At 41.4% G+C, this 16,640-nt stretch carries 19 protein-coding genes; 12 read left to right on the forward strand and 7 right to left on the reverse strand.

The window, feature by feature from the left end; translation table 11 throughout:
• Positions 1-27: 27 nt before the first annotated feature.
• The 6 genes from G7092_RS30210 (at position 28) to G7092_RS30235 (ending at position 4,059) form a co-directional block, all read left to right on the forward strand.
• The gene (locus tag G7092_RS30210) at positions 28-390 is read left to right on the forward strand and encodes a nuclear transport factor 2 family protein (RefSeq protein WP_166096177.1); all 363 of its coding nucleotides are present in this window, start codon (positions 28-30) and stop codon (positions 388-390) included.
• Positions 391-516: 126 nt separating this feature from the next.
• Positions 517-1,077 (forward strand): NUDIX domain-containing protein, encoded by a 561-nt coding sequence (locus G7092_RS30215; RefSeq protein WP_166096180.1) that lies wholly within the window; start codon positions 517-519, stop codon positions 1,075-1,077.
• Positions 1,078-1,117: 40 nt separating this feature from the next.
• Entirely contained in the window at positions 1,118-1,852 is a 735-nt protein-coding gene (locus G7092_RS30220) for a lysophospholipid acyltransferase family protein (protein ID WP_166096183.1), read from the forward strand.
• Between the two features lie 312 nt (positions 1,853-2,164).
• The gene (locus G7092_RS30225; RefSeq protein WP_076378570.1) at positions 2,165-2,638 is read left to right on the forward strand and encodes a ribonuclease H-like YkuK family protein; all 474 of its coding nucleotides are present in this window, start codon (positions 2,165-2,167) and stop codon (positions 2,636-2,638) included.
• Between the two features lie 60 nt (positions 2,639-2,698).
• Complete coding sequence (locus tag G7092_RS30230) at positions 2,699-3,535, forward strand: sulfurtransferase (RefSeq protein ID WP_166096185.1); 837 nt, start codon at positions 2,699-2,701, stop codon at positions 3,533-3,535.
• Positions 3,536-3,582: 47 nt separating this feature from the next.
• Positions 3,583-4,059 carry an SRPBCC family protein gene (locus tag G7092_RS30235; protein ID WP_166096187.1) on the forward strand — a complete coding sequence of 159 codons (477 nt, stop codon included), beginning with the start codon at positions 3,583-3,585 and terminating at the stop codon, positions 4,057-4,059.
• A gap of 208 nt (positions 4,060-4,267) precedes the next feature.
• Here G7092_RS30235 and G7092_RS30240 read toward each other — a convergent pair whose 3' ends face one another.
• From G7092_RS30240 to mnmL, 6 genes are all read right to left on the reverse strand, one after another.
• On the reverse strand, positions 4,268-5,593 hold the full coding sequence (locus tag G7092_RS30240) for an acetylxylan esterase (protein WP_166096190.1): 1,326 nt from the start codon (positions 5,591-5,593) through the stop codon (positions 4,268-4,270).
• 8 nt (positions 5,594-5,601) lie between these two features.
• Positions 5,602-6,453 carry a hypothetical protein gene (locus G7092_RS30245; RefSeq protein WP_166096192.1) on the reverse strand — a complete coding sequence of 284 codons (852 nt, stop codon included), beginning with the start codon at positions 6,451-6,453 and terminating at the stop codon, positions 5,602-5,604.
• Between the two features lie 182 nt (positions 6,454-6,635).
• Positions 6,636-7,991 carry an acetylxylan esterase gene (locus tag G7092_RS30250; protein WP_166096195.1) on the reverse strand — a complete coding sequence of 452 codons (1,356 nt, stop codon included), beginning with the start codon at positions 7,989-7,991 and terminating at the stop codon, positions 6,636-6,638.
• A 9-nt stretch (positions 7,992-8,000) separates the two neighbouring features.
• Complete coding sequence (locus G7092_RS30255) at positions 8,001-8,831, reverse strand: hypothetical protein (RefSeq protein ID WP_166096198.1); 831 nt, start codon at positions 8,829-8,831, stop codon at positions 8,001-8,003.
• Positions 8,832-8,851: 20 nt separating this feature from the next.
• A complete protein-coding gene (locus tag G7092_RS30260) occupies positions 8,852-10,075 on the reverse strand; it encodes an acyltransferase family protein (RefSeq protein ID WP_166096204.1) in 1,224 nt (407 codons plus the stop codon).
• A gap of 158 nt (positions 10,076-10,233) precedes the next feature.
• Entirely contained in the window at positions 10,234-11,184 is a 951-nt protein-coding gene (gene mnmL, locus G7092_RS30265) for a tRNA modification radical SAM protein MnmL/YtqA (RefSeq protein ID WP_166096205.1), read from the reverse strand.
• 513 nt (positions 11,185-11,697) lie between these two features.
• Here mnmL and G7092_RS30270 point away from each other — a divergent pair.
• The 5 genes from G7092_RS30270 (at position 11,698) to G7092_RS30290 (ending at position 15,898) form a co-directional block, all read left to right on the forward strand.
• Entirely contained in the window at positions 11,698-12,033 is a 336-nt protein-coding gene (locus G7092_RS30270) for a YciI family protein (RefSeq protein ID WP_166096206.1), read from the forward strand.
• A gap of 14 nt (positions 12,034-12,047) precedes the next feature.
• On the forward strand, positions 12,048-13,307 hold the full coding sequence (locus G7092_RS30275) for an RNA polymerase sigma factor (RefSeq protein WP_202985471.1): 1,260 nt from the start codon (positions 12,048-12,050) through the stop codon (positions 13,305-13,307).
• A gap of 145 nt (positions 13,308-13,452) precedes the next feature.
• Positions 13,453-13,857, forward strand: a complete 405-nt coding sequence (locus G7092_RS30280) for a DoxX family protein (RefSeq protein ID WP_166096208.1) — start codon at positions 13,453-13,455, stop codon at positions 13,855-13,857.
• 478 nt (positions 13,858-14,335) lie between these two features.
• The gene (locus G7092_RS30285; protein ID WP_166096209.1) at positions 14,336-14,611 is read left to right on the forward strand and encodes an ArsR/SmtB family transcription factor; all 276 of its coding nucleotides are present in this window, start codon (positions 14,336-14,338) and stop codon (positions 14,609-14,611) included.
• A gap of 78 nt (positions 14,612-14,689) precedes the next feature.
• Positions 14,690-15,898, forward strand: a complete 1,209-nt coding sequence (locus tag G7092_RS30290) for an MFS transporter (RefSeq protein ID WP_166096212.1) — start codon at positions 14,690-14,692, stop codon at positions 15,896-15,898.
• A gap of 58 nt (positions 15,899-15,956) precedes the next feature.
• Here G7092_RS30290 and G7092_RS30295 read toward each other — a convergent pair whose 3' ends face one another.
• On the reverse strand, positions 15,957-16,163 hold the full coding sequence (locus tag G7092_RS30295) for a hypothetical protein (protein WP_166096214.1): 207 nt from the start codon (positions 16,161-16,163) through the stop codon (positions 15,957-15,959).
• A gap of 108 nt (positions 16,164-16,271) precedes the next feature.
• Between G7092_RS30295 and G7092_RS30300 the strand changes: the two genes are divergently transcribed.
• Positions 16,272-16,601 (forward strand): hypothetical protein, encoded by a 330-nt coding sequence (locus G7092_RS30300; protein ID WP_166096217.1) that lies wholly within the window; start codon positions 16,272-16,274, stop codon positions 16,599-16,601.
• The last annotated feature ends 39 nt before the right edge of the window (positions 16,602-16,640 follow it).

Below are 16,640 nucleotides of genomic sequence, written 5' to 3' on the forward strand. Positions count from 1 at the left end.
ACCGCTTCCTAAAAGAATAATACAGAAATGAGTATAGAAATTAAAAATCTGGTGCAAGCCCATTTGCAGATGTGGAGTGAGCTTTCCCATACAAAACGTTTGGCTTTAGCCAATAATATCTATGCAGCTAATATTGAAGTAATTGACCCCGAAGTAATTTTGAACGGCAGAGCCGAAGTAAGTGATTTTATCGGCAGTTTATTAAAACAGTATCCCGGGTTTGAATTTACTATTGCTAAACCCATAGAAACACATCATAACCGGGCCATACTTTCATGGCAGTTTGGGCCCCGAACAAAGCCAGATACTATAACCGGTCAAGATATATTTACAATTTCAGACGGGTATATAACCTCCATTTTAGTTTTTGTAAATGGAGTTACTAAATAAATATGTCCCATGCAAATCAACCTTAAAGACTGCGCTGTTAATAATCACAATAGCAACACCATAATTTTTGGCAAAGGGGTGGAATAATTAGTCGGATTTTGCCATGCGTTTACTATTTTTAACGCCATGCACCATCCTGAAGAAAACCCCTGGAAAATAACATCCGCAAAAAACGTTTATGATAATCCCTGGATAAACGTTACCGAATACCGGGTTATCAATCCATCGGGTAATCCGGGTATCTATGGCAAGGTTCATTTTAAAAATATAGCCATTGGTGTATTACCGCTTGATGATGAGCTCAACACTTACCTCGTGGGCCAGTTCCGTTTTCCGCTGAACCAATATAGCTGGGAAATGCCCGAAGGCGGTGGCCCTGAGGGTACAGATGCGTTGGAATCGGCCAAACGTGAACTATTGGAAGAAACAGGTCTTAAAGCCGCGCAATGGACAGAAATTCAGCGGATGCATCTCAGTAATTCTGTAAGTGATGAGTTGAGTATTATTTACCTGGCACGTGATCTTAGTCAGTTTGAGGCCGAACCCGAAGATACCGAGCAACTCACTATTCATAAAATTCCATTTGCCGAAATGTATCAAATGGTTTGCAACGGTCAGATCACCGATTCCATGACAGTGGCGGCCGTGCTAAAAGTGCAACTGCTTTTGTTAGAAAATCGCTTATAAAACACCTCATTTGCGCAAAAAGAATTAAATTTGTTCGTCGATGAAAAAGTTTTTAGGCTATATTTTATCCCCCCTTGCTATTGTAGCATTTTTTTTGGCACTTCTTATCTTTCATCCCATACAATGGGTGAGCTTCCGTTTGTTTGGATATGCCGCCCATAAACGCTCGGTTGATGCTTTGAACCTGTGTTTGCTAAGTACAGCTTATCTATTAGGAAACACGGTTACTTTTATCAATAAACAAAACCTGCCAACCGGCAGGCCTATTATATTTTTGGCTAATCATCAAAGCTTGTTTGATATACCTCCGCTCATATGGCACCTGCGTAAATATCATGCAAAATTTATCTCTAAAATTGAATTAACCAAAGGCATCCCATCCATCTCTTATAACCTGAAACATGGCGGTGGTGCCAATATCGACCGTAAAGATTCGCGTCAGTCTATTGCCGAAATTGTAAAGCTGGCTCTGCGCATGAAAGAGAATAAATGGTCGGCCGTAATATTTCCCGAAGGCACACGTTCTAAAAACGGCGAGGTAAAAAGTTTCCAGGTGGGCGGTATCGCTACCATATTAAAAAAATGCCCGGAAGCGTTGCTAGTGCCTATTGCCATAAAAGATTCCTGGAAAATGATCCGCTATGGTTATTACCCACTCAATACTTTTACCCCCATGACCTGGGAAGTGCTTGACCCTATTGAACCAGGTAACGCCCCCATGGAAGACCTGGTACTGGAAGCTGAAAACCGTATTAAAGAAGCGCTGGGTAATTAATTATTGAATTACTGATTTATTGAATTAGTGATTTTTTTGAAAACTCAGATTGTTTTGTAGAGGCGCATTATTGTGCCTCCTTTTGTTTATACCCTTTCCTGGAAAACTTATTGTCCCTTACCAACAATCATGGTAATCCCATAATCCTGAAAATCCTGGTTCAGACAAATCTCTTCCAAATTTCCAACGTGTTAATAATCAGTTAAATGTTAACAAATAAATGACGTGGTGTTTACGTTAATATGAAACCTTATCGCTTATTTTTATAGACCCATAAAAAAGGTCGGCAAAAATTTACCTAACACAAATTTTATGACCTGGAGAAAATTCAGCGGCGAGGTTATCCAATCGTCCATTTTAGAAGAGGTTGAAAGAGCGATTGAAAGGGAAGCCAGCCTCGGCAACAAACTCAAAGTATGTATTGGCACCGACTCACAGGTGAAAGGAGCTGTAACCGACTTTGCAACCGTTATTGTTTTTTTACGGGAGCAACGCGGCGGTTTTATGTTCATTCATCAGGAACGTACCTCGCAAAAAATGAGCATCAAAGAAAGGATGCTGAGTGAAGTACAAAAGTCTATCGACATTGCTTACAAGCTTTGCGATTTGCTTGACCTGTATGATGTTGACCTGGAGGTACATGCCGATATCAACACCAATCCAATGTTTAAATCGAACCAGGCTTTACATGAAGCCATGGGTTATATTTTAAGCATGGGCTTTGTGTTTAAGGCCAAACCCGAAGCTTTTGCCAGCTCATACTGCGCCAATAAAATAGTGCAGTAAAAAGCGCAAAAGTAGCTGCGGCGTATTTATATTTGATTTATATACAAATCGAACATACCTATGTCGCCACTAATTGAAATCAACGATCCGGCTTTGTCCGGCGCGAATACCATTCTTATCGACGCCCGTGCCGGGCAGGATGCACACCAACGCTACCTTGCCGGCCATCTGAAAAACGCGGCTTTTGTTGACCTTGACAAAGATCTTGCTTCTAAAGTTACCGATGCATCCCAGGGCGGAAGGCATCCCTTACCCGATATTCATGATTTTTCGGCCTTATTAGGTAAACTGGGTATAACGCCACAAAGCCATGTGGTTGTTTATGACGATAAGGCAGGTGCCTTTGGCGGTGCCCGTTTCTGGTGGATGCTGAATGCCATTGGTCATACCCATGTACAGGTGCTGAACGGTGGCCTGAATGCCGCGATAAAAGCAGGCATTGAATTAAGTACTGAAGAATATACGCCAACATCTGTTTCAGCTTATCCTGTAAATGGCGGCTTTGAAGGCACGGTTAATCTGGAAGAAACCGGCAGTGCGGCGCGTAACGAAGGCCGCGTTGTAATAGATGTTCGTGAAACGCCACGTTACCTGGGCCAAACCGAACCGATTGATCTGATAGCCGGACACATCCCCGGCGCCCTTAACCTGCCCTATATTTATAATCTGAATGCCGATGGCAAATATCTCCCGGCAGATACCTTGCGACAGCTTTATAATGATGCTATTGACCAGGTAGATCACAGCCAGGTGATTGTACATTGCGGATCGGGAGTTACAGCATGTCATACCCTGTTGGGCATGGCCTATGCAGGTATTATCGGACCAAAATTGTACGTGGGTTCGTGGAGCGAATGGTCGCGCAGGGATTTACCCATCGGCACAACTCACCGGTAAGTTACTGACTTCTAAAACAATTAGTCTTACGGATTGTCAGCCTTTTGATGAAATCATACGTATTAAAAACAGAACAGGCCATACCCATTAGTTTGGATACGGCCTGGGATTTTTTCTCGTCGCCATTAAACCTGGCCAAAATTACGCCCCCGGATATGAGCTTTGTGGTAACATCTGATTATACGGCAGATACCAGAGTATATCCCGGCATGATTATTACTTACAAAATAGCGCCGCTGCTGGGTATTAAAATGAACTGGATGACAGAGATAACCCACGTGGCCGACAAACAATATTTTGTTGATGAACAGCGCTTTGGCCCTTATGCATTGTGGCATCACCAGCATCACTTTAAAGAGATAAATGGCGGTGTATTGATGAATGACATTTTACATTATGCTATCCCCTACGGTTTTATAGGCAGGCTAAGCAACAGCGTTTTTGTAGGCAATAAAGTAAAGGAGATATTCGCTTTCAGGGAAAAGGCGATTGAGAAACTGTTTGGGAAGATGCGTTCCTTTTAGAATCATGAATCAAGAGTTAAGAATCAAGAAAACAACAACAGTTCCTGCGAGATTAACGCAGCGTATTTTCCTCGCTACCGCGAGATTAGCGTAGCGTATCTCGTGGACCGCATGTGGTAAGCTTCCAGCTTACGTCAGCTGAAAGCTGAAATCATATATACCACGAGCTGAAAGCTCGCGGCAGCAAAAAGTAGCAACTTATACGATATTAAAACAATCCAAAAACATCCCGCATCTTATGCCCGTCTTCATCCAGGAATGATTTGGGTACCTCATGGCCCAGATCTTTATAGATACGGATGGTAGCGTATTTGGAAGGAATGTTGTTGTAAAAAATAAAGGAGTTTGCAGGAGGAGCCAAATGGTCAAGCAAACCTATCCCTACGATGATTGATGATTTAATGTTGGGCGCAAAATTCTTGATATCAAAATAATCCAGGTTATCCAACACCTTGTTATAGCTCAGGGCAGGCCTGTCGTCCACGTATTCTTTAATATCATTGATAGGCCATTCCGCTACGCCAGCCAGGTCGCGGATATCACCGAGGATAGGATTTTGGGCCGATACCAGCTTAATGCGACTGTCTAAACTGGCCAGTGCCACCGCCAGGAAGCCCCCCATACTACCTCCCGATATTTCGATACGGGTAGAATCAAGATCAGGTCGCGAGCAGATAAAATCAATGGTGCGTATACAATCCATAATAGCACCACGCAGCACATACTTATTCTTGTCTTCAATATTCAGGGTAATGTAATCAGGCCTTTTAGGGTGTATCACATCGCGGCTATTGCCTTGCCCGCGCACGTTAATGGTAATAATGGCCAGATCTTCATCCTCGCCCAGCATGGGTTTCAGATCAACCTGGTAACCGGGCAAGCCCACAAATACCGGAAAACGGCGGTTCTTGCTGCTGCCTTTAGGGATAGTTAACCAACCACGTACAGTAATATCATCCAATGATTTCATCTCGAACAGGAAAACACGGCGGTTATCCTTTTCCAGCTCCGGTTTCTCGGTTACCTTATAGTTGGGTTTAACGGCTGCTAACTGTGATTTTGCCGTTTGCCAAAAGCTGTCAAAATCAGCCGGGCGCGGATGATTTGATCTGATCTCTTTGGGTCGTATTCCAAAAACACGCTTGGTGGTATCGTCATAATCAGATACGTTGATCATGAAATTGATCTTATAAAAACCCGGTTTCAACGCCGGGATAGTAAAATTGTAGCTGTTACTACTGTTTTTAGAGATATTAACACTGACAGAATCTCTTAACAGTGGTTTGCCTGCCGGTGTAGTAACCACATAGGCCACACGACCCGTTTGGTCGGTATGATAAGTATTCTTGACTTCGAAAGTATAGCTGGCGTTGGAATTAAAAATACCATCGTCACTATGGGCCACAAGCGTGGTTACCACTTCTTCATCAGCTTTTAATGCAGGTTTGGCATTGCCTGTAATGGCGATACAGACCATGCAAGAGCTGATGAGCAGGAGAAATGTATATTTAATTTCGTTCAACGTTTTTACCATCTGGCTATTTACTTAGTATCAATATGATAATTTAACGATGCCGAAACACTGCTGCCCGCACTGGTATTTCTACCGGTTATAAAAGTGCCGCCACTTACAAACAAGGCTACTTTTTTGCTGAACGAATGCCCGTAGCTTAGGGATACCTGGTTAAAAGCAAAGTTTTTATTGGTATTGGGATTAGGTGAAAACGACCTGTTATCGCTGCTTGCATAAAAACCGCCAAAACTTACGGATATCTGCTCCCTGAATTTTTTGTCCAGTGTTAAACCATACGTAGCATTATACCTATCCTGAAAAACCGATTCGTAACCAAAATATTCGCGTACACCGTTTTCCAGTATAAAATAACTGTTTTTACCAAACAGATGACCACTACCCGCAAAAGCCAATCTTAACTCGCCGCCTTTTTGGTTATACCCCAAACTAAGATTGGTATACATGGGTATAATGGCGGTAGCCTGTAAACTGAAATAATATTTGTAGTTGATATTAGCCAGGTAATACCGTATGCCTACTTCAGCATCGCCAAAGCCAGAGTCTTTATAAGTTGCATTGTTATCCTTATAAGTATTGGTAGCATAAGGAACCAAGGCCGACAGGGTAAAACGTCTGCTGAGGCCATACTCGGCATATAGAGATGTGCTTAATGAAGAGAATTTGCCATTATCCGGGAAAGGACCTTTATTACTATTCGCATCCCATTGTTTATTGGCAAAAAAGTAATTCACGGATGGTGATAGAGTAAGCCTCCCCGGCCTGACCGGGAAACCACCGGTAGCATAACTTTTACTTTGTGTTACCATAAGCAGCACAACAGCCATGAGTAAAAACTTATATAAGGTATTTTTTGAGATCATATTTACAAGGTGTTGGGTTTTTATTTGCGGGCTTGAAGCAACTCCTTCTTCATATAAGTCACATCGTTCCCTTCTTCAGGAGATTGCCTCGTTCCGCGCAAATATCTTTTCGTTATTTTTATTAATTAAATAACTCCCTCAAATCCTCACACATTGTAGAGTAGGCTAATACCGTGCCGTAATCAAGGTATGCGGAATTTTTCGCGAACCCAAAGGTTTTGGAACATGAAGTAGTTAAAATCTACCTCATGTGTGGAATTTGGTACACACACAAACTCTTTATTGGTACTGCCCAAATGATTAAATAACGCCATACTGCAACGCGGCGGACAAAACTGATCCAGCAAACCTATGCCCATCAAAACCGGGCATTTTACCATGGGTGCAAAGTTTTGCGGATCGTAATAATCAAAAGTGGCATAAAACTGCTCCCAGGTAAATTCCGGGTGTTGGTTTTTATATTGCCTGAACATTTTAAACGGTACCACCTGCTCTTTGTATGATGCCGATATGCTGTAATTATCGCGGATATCTGCATACAAAGGCACCTGCATAGTAAGTACTTTAACCCTTTTATCCAAACCGGCAGTAACTACGGCCAGCGCACCACCCTGACTACCACCTTCTATAAATATTTTAGAGGTATCAATACCCAGGTTAGCATGCGAATACAAAAAATCAAGCCCGCGCAGGCAATCCATATAAACCCCGCGATAAATGTATTTGTCTTTATCCTGTATATTGGTTGTGCTATAATTATCGGTATTGATATGCACTACATCTTTACTATTGCCATTACCGCGAACGTTGATATCAAACGCTATATAGTCGTCGTTATCCATATTGGGTTTTAGCTCTACCACATAACCGGGCACACGGTAATGTACCGGGAACTTACTACCATCGGTAGGAATCACGAGCCATCCGCGAATCAGCAGGTTCTCGTACGATTTCATCTCAACCGAGTAAACTTTTTTGTATTTGGTTGACAGATCAGGGCGGAATATAACCTTGTACTGCGGCGACACTTTTGACAATTGCTGACGGGTTTCCTGCCAAAACTGATCAAAATCATCAGGCTTATGCAGCTCTGAGGTAATGGCTTCCGGGTTCACCCCAAAAACCTTACGCACGGTATCATCATAAGCCGACAGATTGAACATAAAATTGATATGGTAAAAGCCCGCTGCTTTAGGAGCCACCTTTACATTCAGGCTTTTAGAACTACCCGCCCCGACAGAAAAATCGGAGGTATTTTCGAAGATCTTTTTACCGTCATCAGAGGTAATGATATAAGAGAATTTACCTTCCTGTTTTTCATTGTAAGTGTTTTTCACACTTAGTTTATAATTAATTTCCTCGCCTGCTTTAAACAGGGCATTTTTGTTGGCCGGCTTAGCATCCAGTATAACTTCACCCTCCTTATTCTTTTGTTGCAAAAAGAATGCGCTAGCCCTGGTAACCGGCAGAAAAATGGTTACGACCATAAACACAGCCCAAAAGCCCGTACGTTTTAAATATGTATTGATGTTATGCATCGCTGATATTTATATTTTTATAATTGCCAGAATTGAACCACCATAACCTACTCCCGTATTTTTGCCAAATGGCGTATAATAACCACCTATAAACGTGGAGAACCTGCGGGTAAACTGATGCCCATAGTTGAGTGAGGGTTTAAAGAAAGCGTAATCACGGGCATTGTTAATATTGGGATTGAAAGCCTTGTTGGAGCTGAATGACCGGAAAAACAACAACTCCAGACTCAATTGATCATGATGACTGATAGGATAACCAACCGTACCGCTAAAGCTTAGCTGATCGGGACCCTGCACATCAAAATACCTCCGGTAAGCCAGTTCAGTATTGAAATAACCTTTGCTGGCGATAGATTTGGGGAGATTACCGCAATACATCAATTTTACCTCGGCACCATAGTTACCCAGGCCAAGCTCTACGCTATGATTATAGAGCGGGGCTATACCTGATACCTGTACCGATAGATAACGCACATAATTAAAATTAACCAGGTTATAGCTCAAGCCCATGTACAAATCGCCCAAGCCCTGATTGGTTATTTTATCGCCATTAGCAAATTTATTCTGTGTGTACACATAGGGCACACTGGCAATAAGATCGAGCCGGCGCGAAATACCATAGCCTACATAAAGGTTAGCGGAGTAAGAAGTAAACCCTGCTCCCGGATCGCCTTTGACACGATGACCGTCGCGGTCAAACCTGTCGGTTTGGTGATACAGAAACATAGACGGGATCACAATATCGCGATATTTACCTATGGGCCAGCTGGCAAATGATCTATAGGGGTTAATTCCTATAAAAACCAGTATACATAAGCAGGATAGTATCAGTTTTTTCATTAGTTGCTTCAGGTAATACTTTAAACAATTGATTTGGTATGACTTGGTTTATACTTGACCAAAAAATTCGACCGGCGGATATAATGGTTTAATGGCTCCTCGATAAGTTTAAATAAGGTTACGGACAGTATATTTAATACGATAAAAGCATATAATAAGTTCAGGCTATCATATTGAAAAGGCGAGTGCCAGGCTACGCCCCACTGATCATACAGCTCAAAAACCTGATCGTTTAAATGATCAAACCAGGTATGCATGAGGTTATATATCCAGCCCAGGTGTATCAGGTAAAATATGTAGGAGCTTTTGCCCAGCAGCTCAATAAAGGGTAGCGCCAAGAACTTCTTAAACAAGGTGGTTTCGGTGAGTATACCGTAAAAGAATAAGGCTACCGCTATACATAAAAAGTAATTATTAACAATAATACCAATAGGGCTCTCCACACCTGCCGCCCAGCCTTTAGGGATAGGTTGCAGCGCCATCACAAATACGCAAACAAATATGAGCAGAAAACCGGTATAGGTATAGTTTACTTTATTGGTACGGGTAAAACTCTTCTTTAATACATAGCGGGCCAGTTGTATCCCCACAAAAAACTCAAAGCAACGCCCCAGGAAAGTGAACAACATGACAAAGGTAAAGTTGCCCAAAAAGCCATGCCAGTTAACATGGCTGAATATAAAGTATAATAAAATACCGGTTAAGGTAAGCACAACCGGCTGTATATAGAATTTACCAAAACGCTTGGCGATCAAAAATATCACAGGCGCCGAAAAGTAAAAGCACTCCTCGACAGTTAACGACCAGCCCTGCGCTATCCCCGTATCCCAAAACTGATAAAAGAAGCCACGCACAAACGTAACATTCATCAGCATAAGCGCAATAGGGTGCTCATATCCTTTGGTAATGGTTTCGTCCTTAGTTATAAAATAGTAAATAAAGGCGGCCACGGTAAGTAAAAAATACATGGGATATATGCGTGCTACCCGGTTTTTAAGGTATTGCATAAACCAGGGTTTACTTAAACCATCAAAGTTCTGGTAGTATCTGAAGGTGATCAAAAAGCCCGAAAGCACAAAGAAAATACTTACACCAATGTGGAACTCACCCAGAAATCGTTGCACAATGTGAGGAAAACTTTCATCAAAAATATAGGCAAAATGAGATATGAAAACCAGGTAAGCAGCCATTGCACGTACACCGGTTAAAGCAGGAATGTAGTTGGGTTGCGCTCTTTGTGACAAATCAGGAATAAATTTAACTAATAAACCATTATTTTATAACTAAAGGTTTACAAATCTGATACCAATTGTCTGGTTCGTGTTGCGTGAATTGCGGTTCGTGCTTTAAAAGTATAACACAATCGAACACGAACCACAATCCACGCAACACGAACCGGCACTTACAAAGCTGAGCCCTGCACTACACCACGGCTTAGTATCCTTTGGTCGATATAGTATTGGATCTCCGATTTTTTGAGGCCCCAATTGGGTGCAATCAGCAGCTCACGGTCGCTTAAGCCGAACAAACGCTGTATCACAATGTCGGGACGTACCCGAGGTAGTAGCTCGCAAAGAAAATCGGCATATTCATCAATGCTGAAAACCTTAAATGGTTCGCGTTTGTATTTTACACCCATTACCGATCCTTCTACAATATGTAGGTGGTGGAATTTTACGAATTTAATTTGTGGAAAACGGTTGATCTCGTCGGCATATTTCAGCATCATATCATGTGTTTCCCATGGGAAACCAAATATGGTATGCACACAAATATCAAGTTTGCTGTTTTCTACCAGTTTCAGGGCTTTTACCAGTTCCTCGTGACTACAGCCGCGGTTGATCTGCGACAAGGTATCATCATAGATAGACTCCATCCCCATTTCCAGGTCCACATCAAAACGATCGGTGTAGCTCTCTAACAAAGCTATCTTTTCCATGTCGATACAATCCGGACGGGTACCCACACTCAGGCCCACAATATCTTCGGTGCCATAGCTCAGCGCTTCATCATACATCATTTTCAGGTAATGCGCAGGAGCATAAGTATTGGTATTGGGCTGAAAATAGATAATGAACTTATCGGCCTTATTACCTTTGCGGGCGCGTTCCATACCTTCTATCACCTGCTGACGCACGGTAGGTGCGTTACGGCTTACCGAAGGCGTAAAGGAATCTACATTGCAATAGGTACAACCGCCGTAGCCTTTAGAGCCATCACGATTGGGGCAGGTAAAGCCGCCATCAACAATCACCTTAAACACCCGCTGCCCTTTATATTTATCGCGCAACCAGGGACCATAATTGTTATAGCCCTTTTCCCATACACCTGTTGTTGACTCTGTTACCTGCATTTGCCGCAAAGATAGTGATTTTTCTATCGGTCGAAGAAGCGTATACCCGTACCTGTATAGCTTAACCTATTTTGTTTAATTATGTTAAGCGGTTATATTAGTATTTTTATAAACTATGATAAGCCTAGGGTTACCCGCCTTTTTAGAAATTATAGGATTGTTGATAATTTATCTGTACAATTTACCCCGGTATGGTTATTATTTAATAAAATCAGCATACTATAAAAAAAAGCTACCTAGCTACCGGTATATATTTTATATACCAAAAGCTATTGACAAATCAGTTAAACTCATCGGATTTATTACGATAATAGTAACAGTATCTCTTATCTGGTTGTTAAACAAAGGATGAATTAAATGCTCCCAATAATTCATTATACCGGCAGAGAAATTATATTTAATAATTCCCTGGTCGGTTATATTCGTCGCGACGATTTTAACAAATATATTTCCTTTGTCCCCATCGGAAATTGTCAATCGTTATCTCGGTAAAACAACATAATTTTATAAGCTATGAAAGACTTCGTATTAATTTTCAGACTTAACAATCCTGATTTTAAACCATCGCCCGAACAAATGCAGGAAAGAATGAATTGGCTGGCGGGTATTGCAGCCCAAAACAAGCTAGCTGATAAAGGCAATACCCTTTCTGTCGGCAACGCCAAAACGGTGAAGGGCAGCGATCTAGTAACCGACGGTCCTTATACCGAGATTAAGGAGTTTGTAAGCGGTTATATCATTGTAAAAACCGAAACCATTGATGAGGCCGTAGAATTTGCCAAAAGTAACCCTATATTTAAAATAGGTGGTAGTATAGAAGTAAGGGAAGTACTGGTGCACAGGCCCTGACCATTAACTTAAAAATGCAAAAAGAAACTGCATCGTCCACAGAACTCCTGCCCCATTTATTCAGGCTGGAGTATACTAAAATGACGGCCGTATTATGCCGTCATTTTGGATTAAAGCATATAGAAGCAGCCGAAGACATTGTTAGCGAAACATTTTTAAAAGCCAGTGAAGTATGGAGTATAAATGGAGCACCGGAAAACCCAACGGCATGGTTGTACACCGTAGCTAAAAATAAAACCAAGGATTATCTCAAACATCTCGCTGTTTTTGAAACACGGGTAAAAGATGCCATACAAACAGATGAATTGCAGGCACAGCATGACTTTGAATTTAATCATCAAACCATTTCCGATAGTCAACTGGCCATGATATTTGCAGTCTGTAATCCGGCCAACTCCACCGAAGCGCAGATATGTTTGGCCTTACAAATACTTTGCGGCTTTAGTGTAGCCGAGATTGCCGACGCGTTTTTGACAAAAACCGAAACCATTAAAAAAAGATTGTTCAGGGCCAGGGTAAATCTGCGCAATGATGATTTTCAGATCGGGCAGTTACAGGAACAAGCCATACAATCCCGGTTGTATACGGTTTTAAGTACTTTATACCTTTTATTTAATGAAGGCTATTCGTCCAGATCAAATAACCATCTGATCAGGAAGGATCTTTGTTCGGAAGCTATCCGCCTGACATTGATGCTCACCGAAAACCCCTTAACCAATTCCACCCATGCCAATGCCCTATTGGCCTTAATGTGTTTTCAAAGTTCCAGGTTTGAGGCAAGGGCGAATCAGGAGGGTGAAGTTATTCTGTTTGAGGAACAGGATAAAACCCTTTGGAACCAGGAGCTGATAGACAAAGGCAATTATTATCTGATAAACGCATGCTCAGGCAACCAGATCTCTAAATATCACCTGGAAGCAGGTATTGCGTATTGGCATACTACTCCTGCCAGTGAGCATCAATGGAAGCATATTCTGCAACTCTACAACCAGCTTATCCTGATAGAGTACTCTCCGATAACCGCACTGAACAGGACTTTTGCCTTTGCCAAAGTTTATGGATACGAACAAGGAATAGCAGAAGCAGAAAAACTAAACCTTACCCAATTGAACCACTATCACTGCCTATTGGGTTATTTGTATGCCGGTACAAATGCCGCTAAAGCAATAGAACATTATAGGCAAGCCATTAATCTCACTAAATCACCATCTGAAAAGAAAACATTGACCAAACAGATGGAAAGACTAACCTTTTCTGCCAAGCAGGTAAAATAATTCATTGGTTCTTCCATACCAATTACTCTTCGTATATCATCTTTATTCGTAAAACAATTTGTCGTAATCCCCCCCTGTAAATGTCATTTATGCACATCACGCGTGGTATAAATACGCCCTAACTTTACTAAAAAAACAATAACTCATGGAAACTACTCAATCACTACAACCTGCAATTAAAAACAGTAAAGCATCATTTATTACCGGTACAGTTATCAGTGTACTTTGTATACTATTCCTGCTATTTGACTCCATAGGTAAAATAGTACGCTATAGCGAATCCGTTAGCGGTACCAAACAATTAGGCTGGTCCGAAACTGCCGTGCAACCCCTGGGCATTATTTTATTGATTTGCACCATACTGTACATCATACCAAAGACTAAAGTATTAGGATCAATCTTACTTACCGCTTATCTGGGTGGGGCTACCGCTACGATGATGCGCGTTGGGTTCCCGCTTTATTTCTCCATCATATTTGGCATACTGGTATGGGTAGGCGCTTATCTCACCAATAGCAAACTGCGAGACCTGATACCGTTGGTTAAATAAGCGGATAACCTTTGATATGTATCCATTATGTCATTGCGAGGAGGAACGACGAAGCAATCTCGTAGCTATTCTCACCAACGAGAACGCGAGGAGATTGCCACGCTACGCTCGCAATGACATATTCTTTATACTAACCTCACTGCAGCGGGATTTCAGCTTAACTAAAGTTGGAAGATTTAACCATGCTACCCACGAGATACGCTGCGCTAATCTCGCGGGAGAGTGTGAATAATAAACCCATTTTGTTTACAAAAGTGGGTTTACATGATTTACACTTTTCACGGTTAAAATTGATTTATATAATTGAAAATCAATATATTAAACCAAAGTATCCAGCAAATATGGTTAACCGTAATTTGTTTAGTATTACTTAAATGACACAATCAATACATAGAAACATTTCTATATATTAATATTTTTTATTTACCTTTGCACCGTACAAAGATCATAAGCGAAGTAATATGATCGACCGCAAATAATGGACAATAAAAAAATAGAAAAAATATCCCGGGCATTGAGCGACGCTAATCGGATAGCTATTTTACAAGAATTTAAAAAAAAGAAGGACTGCCTGTATTGCGCCGAGGTAAATGACCTGTTGGACCTTACCCAGCCTTCTGTCTCCCATCATCTGAAACAATTAGTTGATGCCGAGTTGCTGCTGCCTCAAAAAGAAGGCCGCAACCTCAAATATGTACTGAATCAACAGATCCTTGACGATTATATCGCCTGCCTGACCGAATTAAAAGACTAGTTCCCTCTTCCCGAAAAATGAAGAGATTTATTTTGACCTTATACATCGAAACATTTGAATATTTAAATACTAAAATCTATGAAAAAATCTATCTATATCATGGCCCTGGGGGCATTCGGCATTATCACCACCGAATTTGGGGTTATCGGGATACTGCCGATGCTGGTAAAACAGTTTCATATTTCTATTGATACCGCAGGTTGGCTTTTAAGTGCTTTTGCTTTAACCGTTGCCCTGGCCGGACCATTTACCAATATGCTTACCGCAAAAATGAACCGCAAAACCATCATGTGTCTGGTGTTAGGGATATTTGTGATTTCCAACCTGCTTTCGGCAATAGCGCCTAACTTTACGGTGCTGATGATAGCCCGCATTTTACCCGCGTTTTTACACCCGGTATTCTGGGCGGTATCGATGACGGCTGCCTCCAAACAAGCAGGACCTAAAGACGCCCCGAAAGCTATTGCCATCGTAATGGCGGGTTTGAGCGTAGCTACTGTATTGGGCGTACCATTAACTACTTATATAGCCGATCTGTTTAGCTGGCGGGCCTCCTTCGTCCTATCTGCTTTTATTAACCTGTTGGCCTTTGGCGCTTTAGCTTTATTTGTACCATCTATGCCGGTTAATGAAGCCGAAGCAAGTCCAAAAAGCCAGGTAAAAATCCTGGGCCGGTTACACATTTGGGTAAAACTGTTAACCGCTACCATTATACTGGCCGGCATGTTTGCCACCTATGGCTACCTGGCCGAATATCTGGACAAAGTTTCGCACATGAATGGCGTACAGATCAGTGTGATGCTGCTGGTATTTGGTGGTACCGGCATCATTGGTAACTGGCTTACAGGAATTGCGCTCAGTAAGAACATCATGGTAACCAGTCGTTTGTTTTTGGCAGCACTAGTGGTAATGCATATATTAGCTTACCAGTTTGGCGGATTGTTTATTCCAATGGTTATTATACTTTCGGTTTGGGGCTTGGTACATACAGGAGGCTTTTTGGTGGCCAATCTGTTGGTTATAGACGGCATACATGGTACCGCGCTCGATTTTGTAAACAGCCTGCTGCCCTCCTTTTTTAACGCAGGCATTACGGTAGGTACATTATTAGGCGGTTTTGTTATTGCTCATTATGGTATTCACCAGGTGATATGGATGACTGTACCCTTGTTATTGCTATCCCTGGGCCTGAGCTTTATTAAAGAAAACGCCAAACACAAAGTAATTGAAAAAGCAGCAGAGGAAATCCCTGAACCAGAGCCCATTCAGGTTGCTGTTTGCGAATAAAATAGGTTATATTATAGTAATGAAAGGATATGTGCAATAGGCACGTATCCTTTTTTATTTAGGCCGCTTCGTTCATCCGGTATACAGATGAGCTTTCCTCACCATTATCGCTGATACAAAATTCTATATAGTCGGCACTTCCGGCTGGTTGGGAGATAAAGTAATCATCAATGCCCAGCAATTCGGCATAACATTTTGACGCAGCCATATCATCTGCTAAAAAACAGGTGGTGGCAAGTCCTCGTAATGTATGCATTGCAGCCATTTTATTGGTTATTAATTTTATTTAATAACCAAAGTTAAAAGCAGCTACTGACAGCCTTATGTCAACAGGCTCTTACTTTATTTTATGTGGTATAAACTTTATATTGGGATGCCAATCAATAAGCTTAAAAGGCAAAAAATGTTAGACTTTTATTTGATAGATGACCTCCAGGCAAAACCTAATTATCCTGACCCAAAAGATCTCAAATTTGTTGGCGGGTTGGATAACCAAACATTTAAGAGATTAAAAGACAAAAAGATTATTGCAGATCGTTTTGATTATTATTCGGATTTCAGATGGGATACTACTTTAATCAAACAAATAAGTAAAACTATTCATCAAAAACAATTACAATCCGACACGGATGTAAAGCAGTTGCTCTCATTACTTGAGGCTGCCGAAAAAAATAAAAACGGGTTAATAGCCTATGGTGATTGAAAGCCGATTTTATTAATTTTATAGCTTAACGCAATTAAC

The organism is Mucilaginibacter inviolabilis, from assembly GCF_011089895.1.
Classification (GTDB): domain Bacteria; phylum Bacteroidota; class Bacteroidia; order Sphingobacteriales; family Sphingobacteriaceae; genus Mucilaginibacter; species Mucilaginibacter inviolabilis.

Excerpts from the sequence above, each read along its gene's own strand:
- G7092_RS30250 (WP_166096195.1), bottom strand. The coding sequence starts at position 7,991 with ATGCATAACATCAATACATATTTAAAACGTACGGGCTTTTGGGCTGTG.
- G7092_RS30275 (WP_202985471.1), top strand. The coding sequence starts at position 12,048 with ATGCAAAAAGAAACTGCATCGTCCACAGAACTCCTGCCCCATTTATTC.
- G7092_RS30235 (WP_166096187.1), top strand. The coding sequence starts at position 3,583 with ATGAAATCATACGTATTAAAAACAGAACAGGCCATACCCATTAGTTTG.
- G7092_RS30210 (WP_166096177.1), top strand. The coding sequence starts at position 28 with ATGAGTATAGAAATTAAAAATCTGGTGCAAGCCCATTTGCAGATGTGG.
- G7092_RS30215 (WP_166096180.1), top strand. The coding sequence starts at position 517 with ATGCACCATCCTGAAGAAAACCCCTGGAAAATAACATCCGCAAAAAAC.
- mnmL (WP_166096205.1), bottom strand. The coding sequence starts at position 11,184 with ATGCAGGTAACAGAGTCAACAACAGGTGTATGGGAAAAGGGCTATAAC.
- G7092_RS30240 (WP_166096190.1), bottom strand. The coding sequence starts at position 5,593 with ATGGTAAAAACGTTGAACGAAATTAAATATACATTTCTCCTGCTCATC.
- G7092_RS30225 (WP_076378570.1), top strand. The coding sequence starts at position 2,165 with ATGACCTGGAGAAAATTCAGCGGCGAGGTTATCCAATCGTCCATTTTA.
- G7092_RS30230 (WP_166096185.1), top strand. The coding sequence starts at position 2,699 with ATGTCGCCACTAATTGAAATCAACGATCCGGCTTTGTCCGGCGCGAAT.
- G7092_RS30280 (WP_166096208.1), top strand. The coding sequence starts at position 13,453 with ATGGAAACTACTCAATCACTACAACCTGCAATTAAAAACAGTAAAGCA.
- G7092_RS30285 (WP_166096209.1), top strand. The coding sequence starts at position 14,336 with ATGGACAATAAAAAAATAGAAAAAATATCCCGGGCATTGAGCGACGCT.
- G7092_RS30290 (WP_166096212.1), top strand. The coding sequence starts at position 14,690 with ATGAAAAAATCTATCTATATCATGGCCCTGGGGGCATTCGGCATTATC.
- G7092_RS30300 (WP_166096217.1), top strand. The coding sequence starts at position 16,272 with ATGCCAATCAATAAGCTTAAAAGGCAAAAAATGTTAGACTTTTATTTG.
- G7092_RS30255 (WP_166096198.1), bottom strand. The coding sequence starts at position 8,831 with ATGAAAAAACTGATACTATCCTGCTTATGTATACTGGTTTTTATAGGA.
- G7092_RS30295 (WP_166096214.1), bottom strand. The coding sequence starts at position 16,163 with ATGGCTGCAATGCATACATTACGAGGACTTGCCACCACCTGTTTTTTA.
- G7092_RS30220 (WP_166096183.1), top strand. The coding sequence starts at position 1,118 with ATGAAAAAGTTTTTAGGCTATATTTTATCCCCCCTTGCTATTGTAGCA.
- G7092_RS30245 (WP_166096192.1), bottom strand. The coding sequence starts at position 6,453 with ATGATCTCAAAAAATACCTTATATAAGTTTTTACTCATGGCTGTTGTG.
- G7092_RS30270 (WP_166096206.1), top strand. The coding sequence starts at position 11,698 with ATGAAAGACTTCGTATTAATTTTCAGACTTAACAATCCTGATTTTAAA.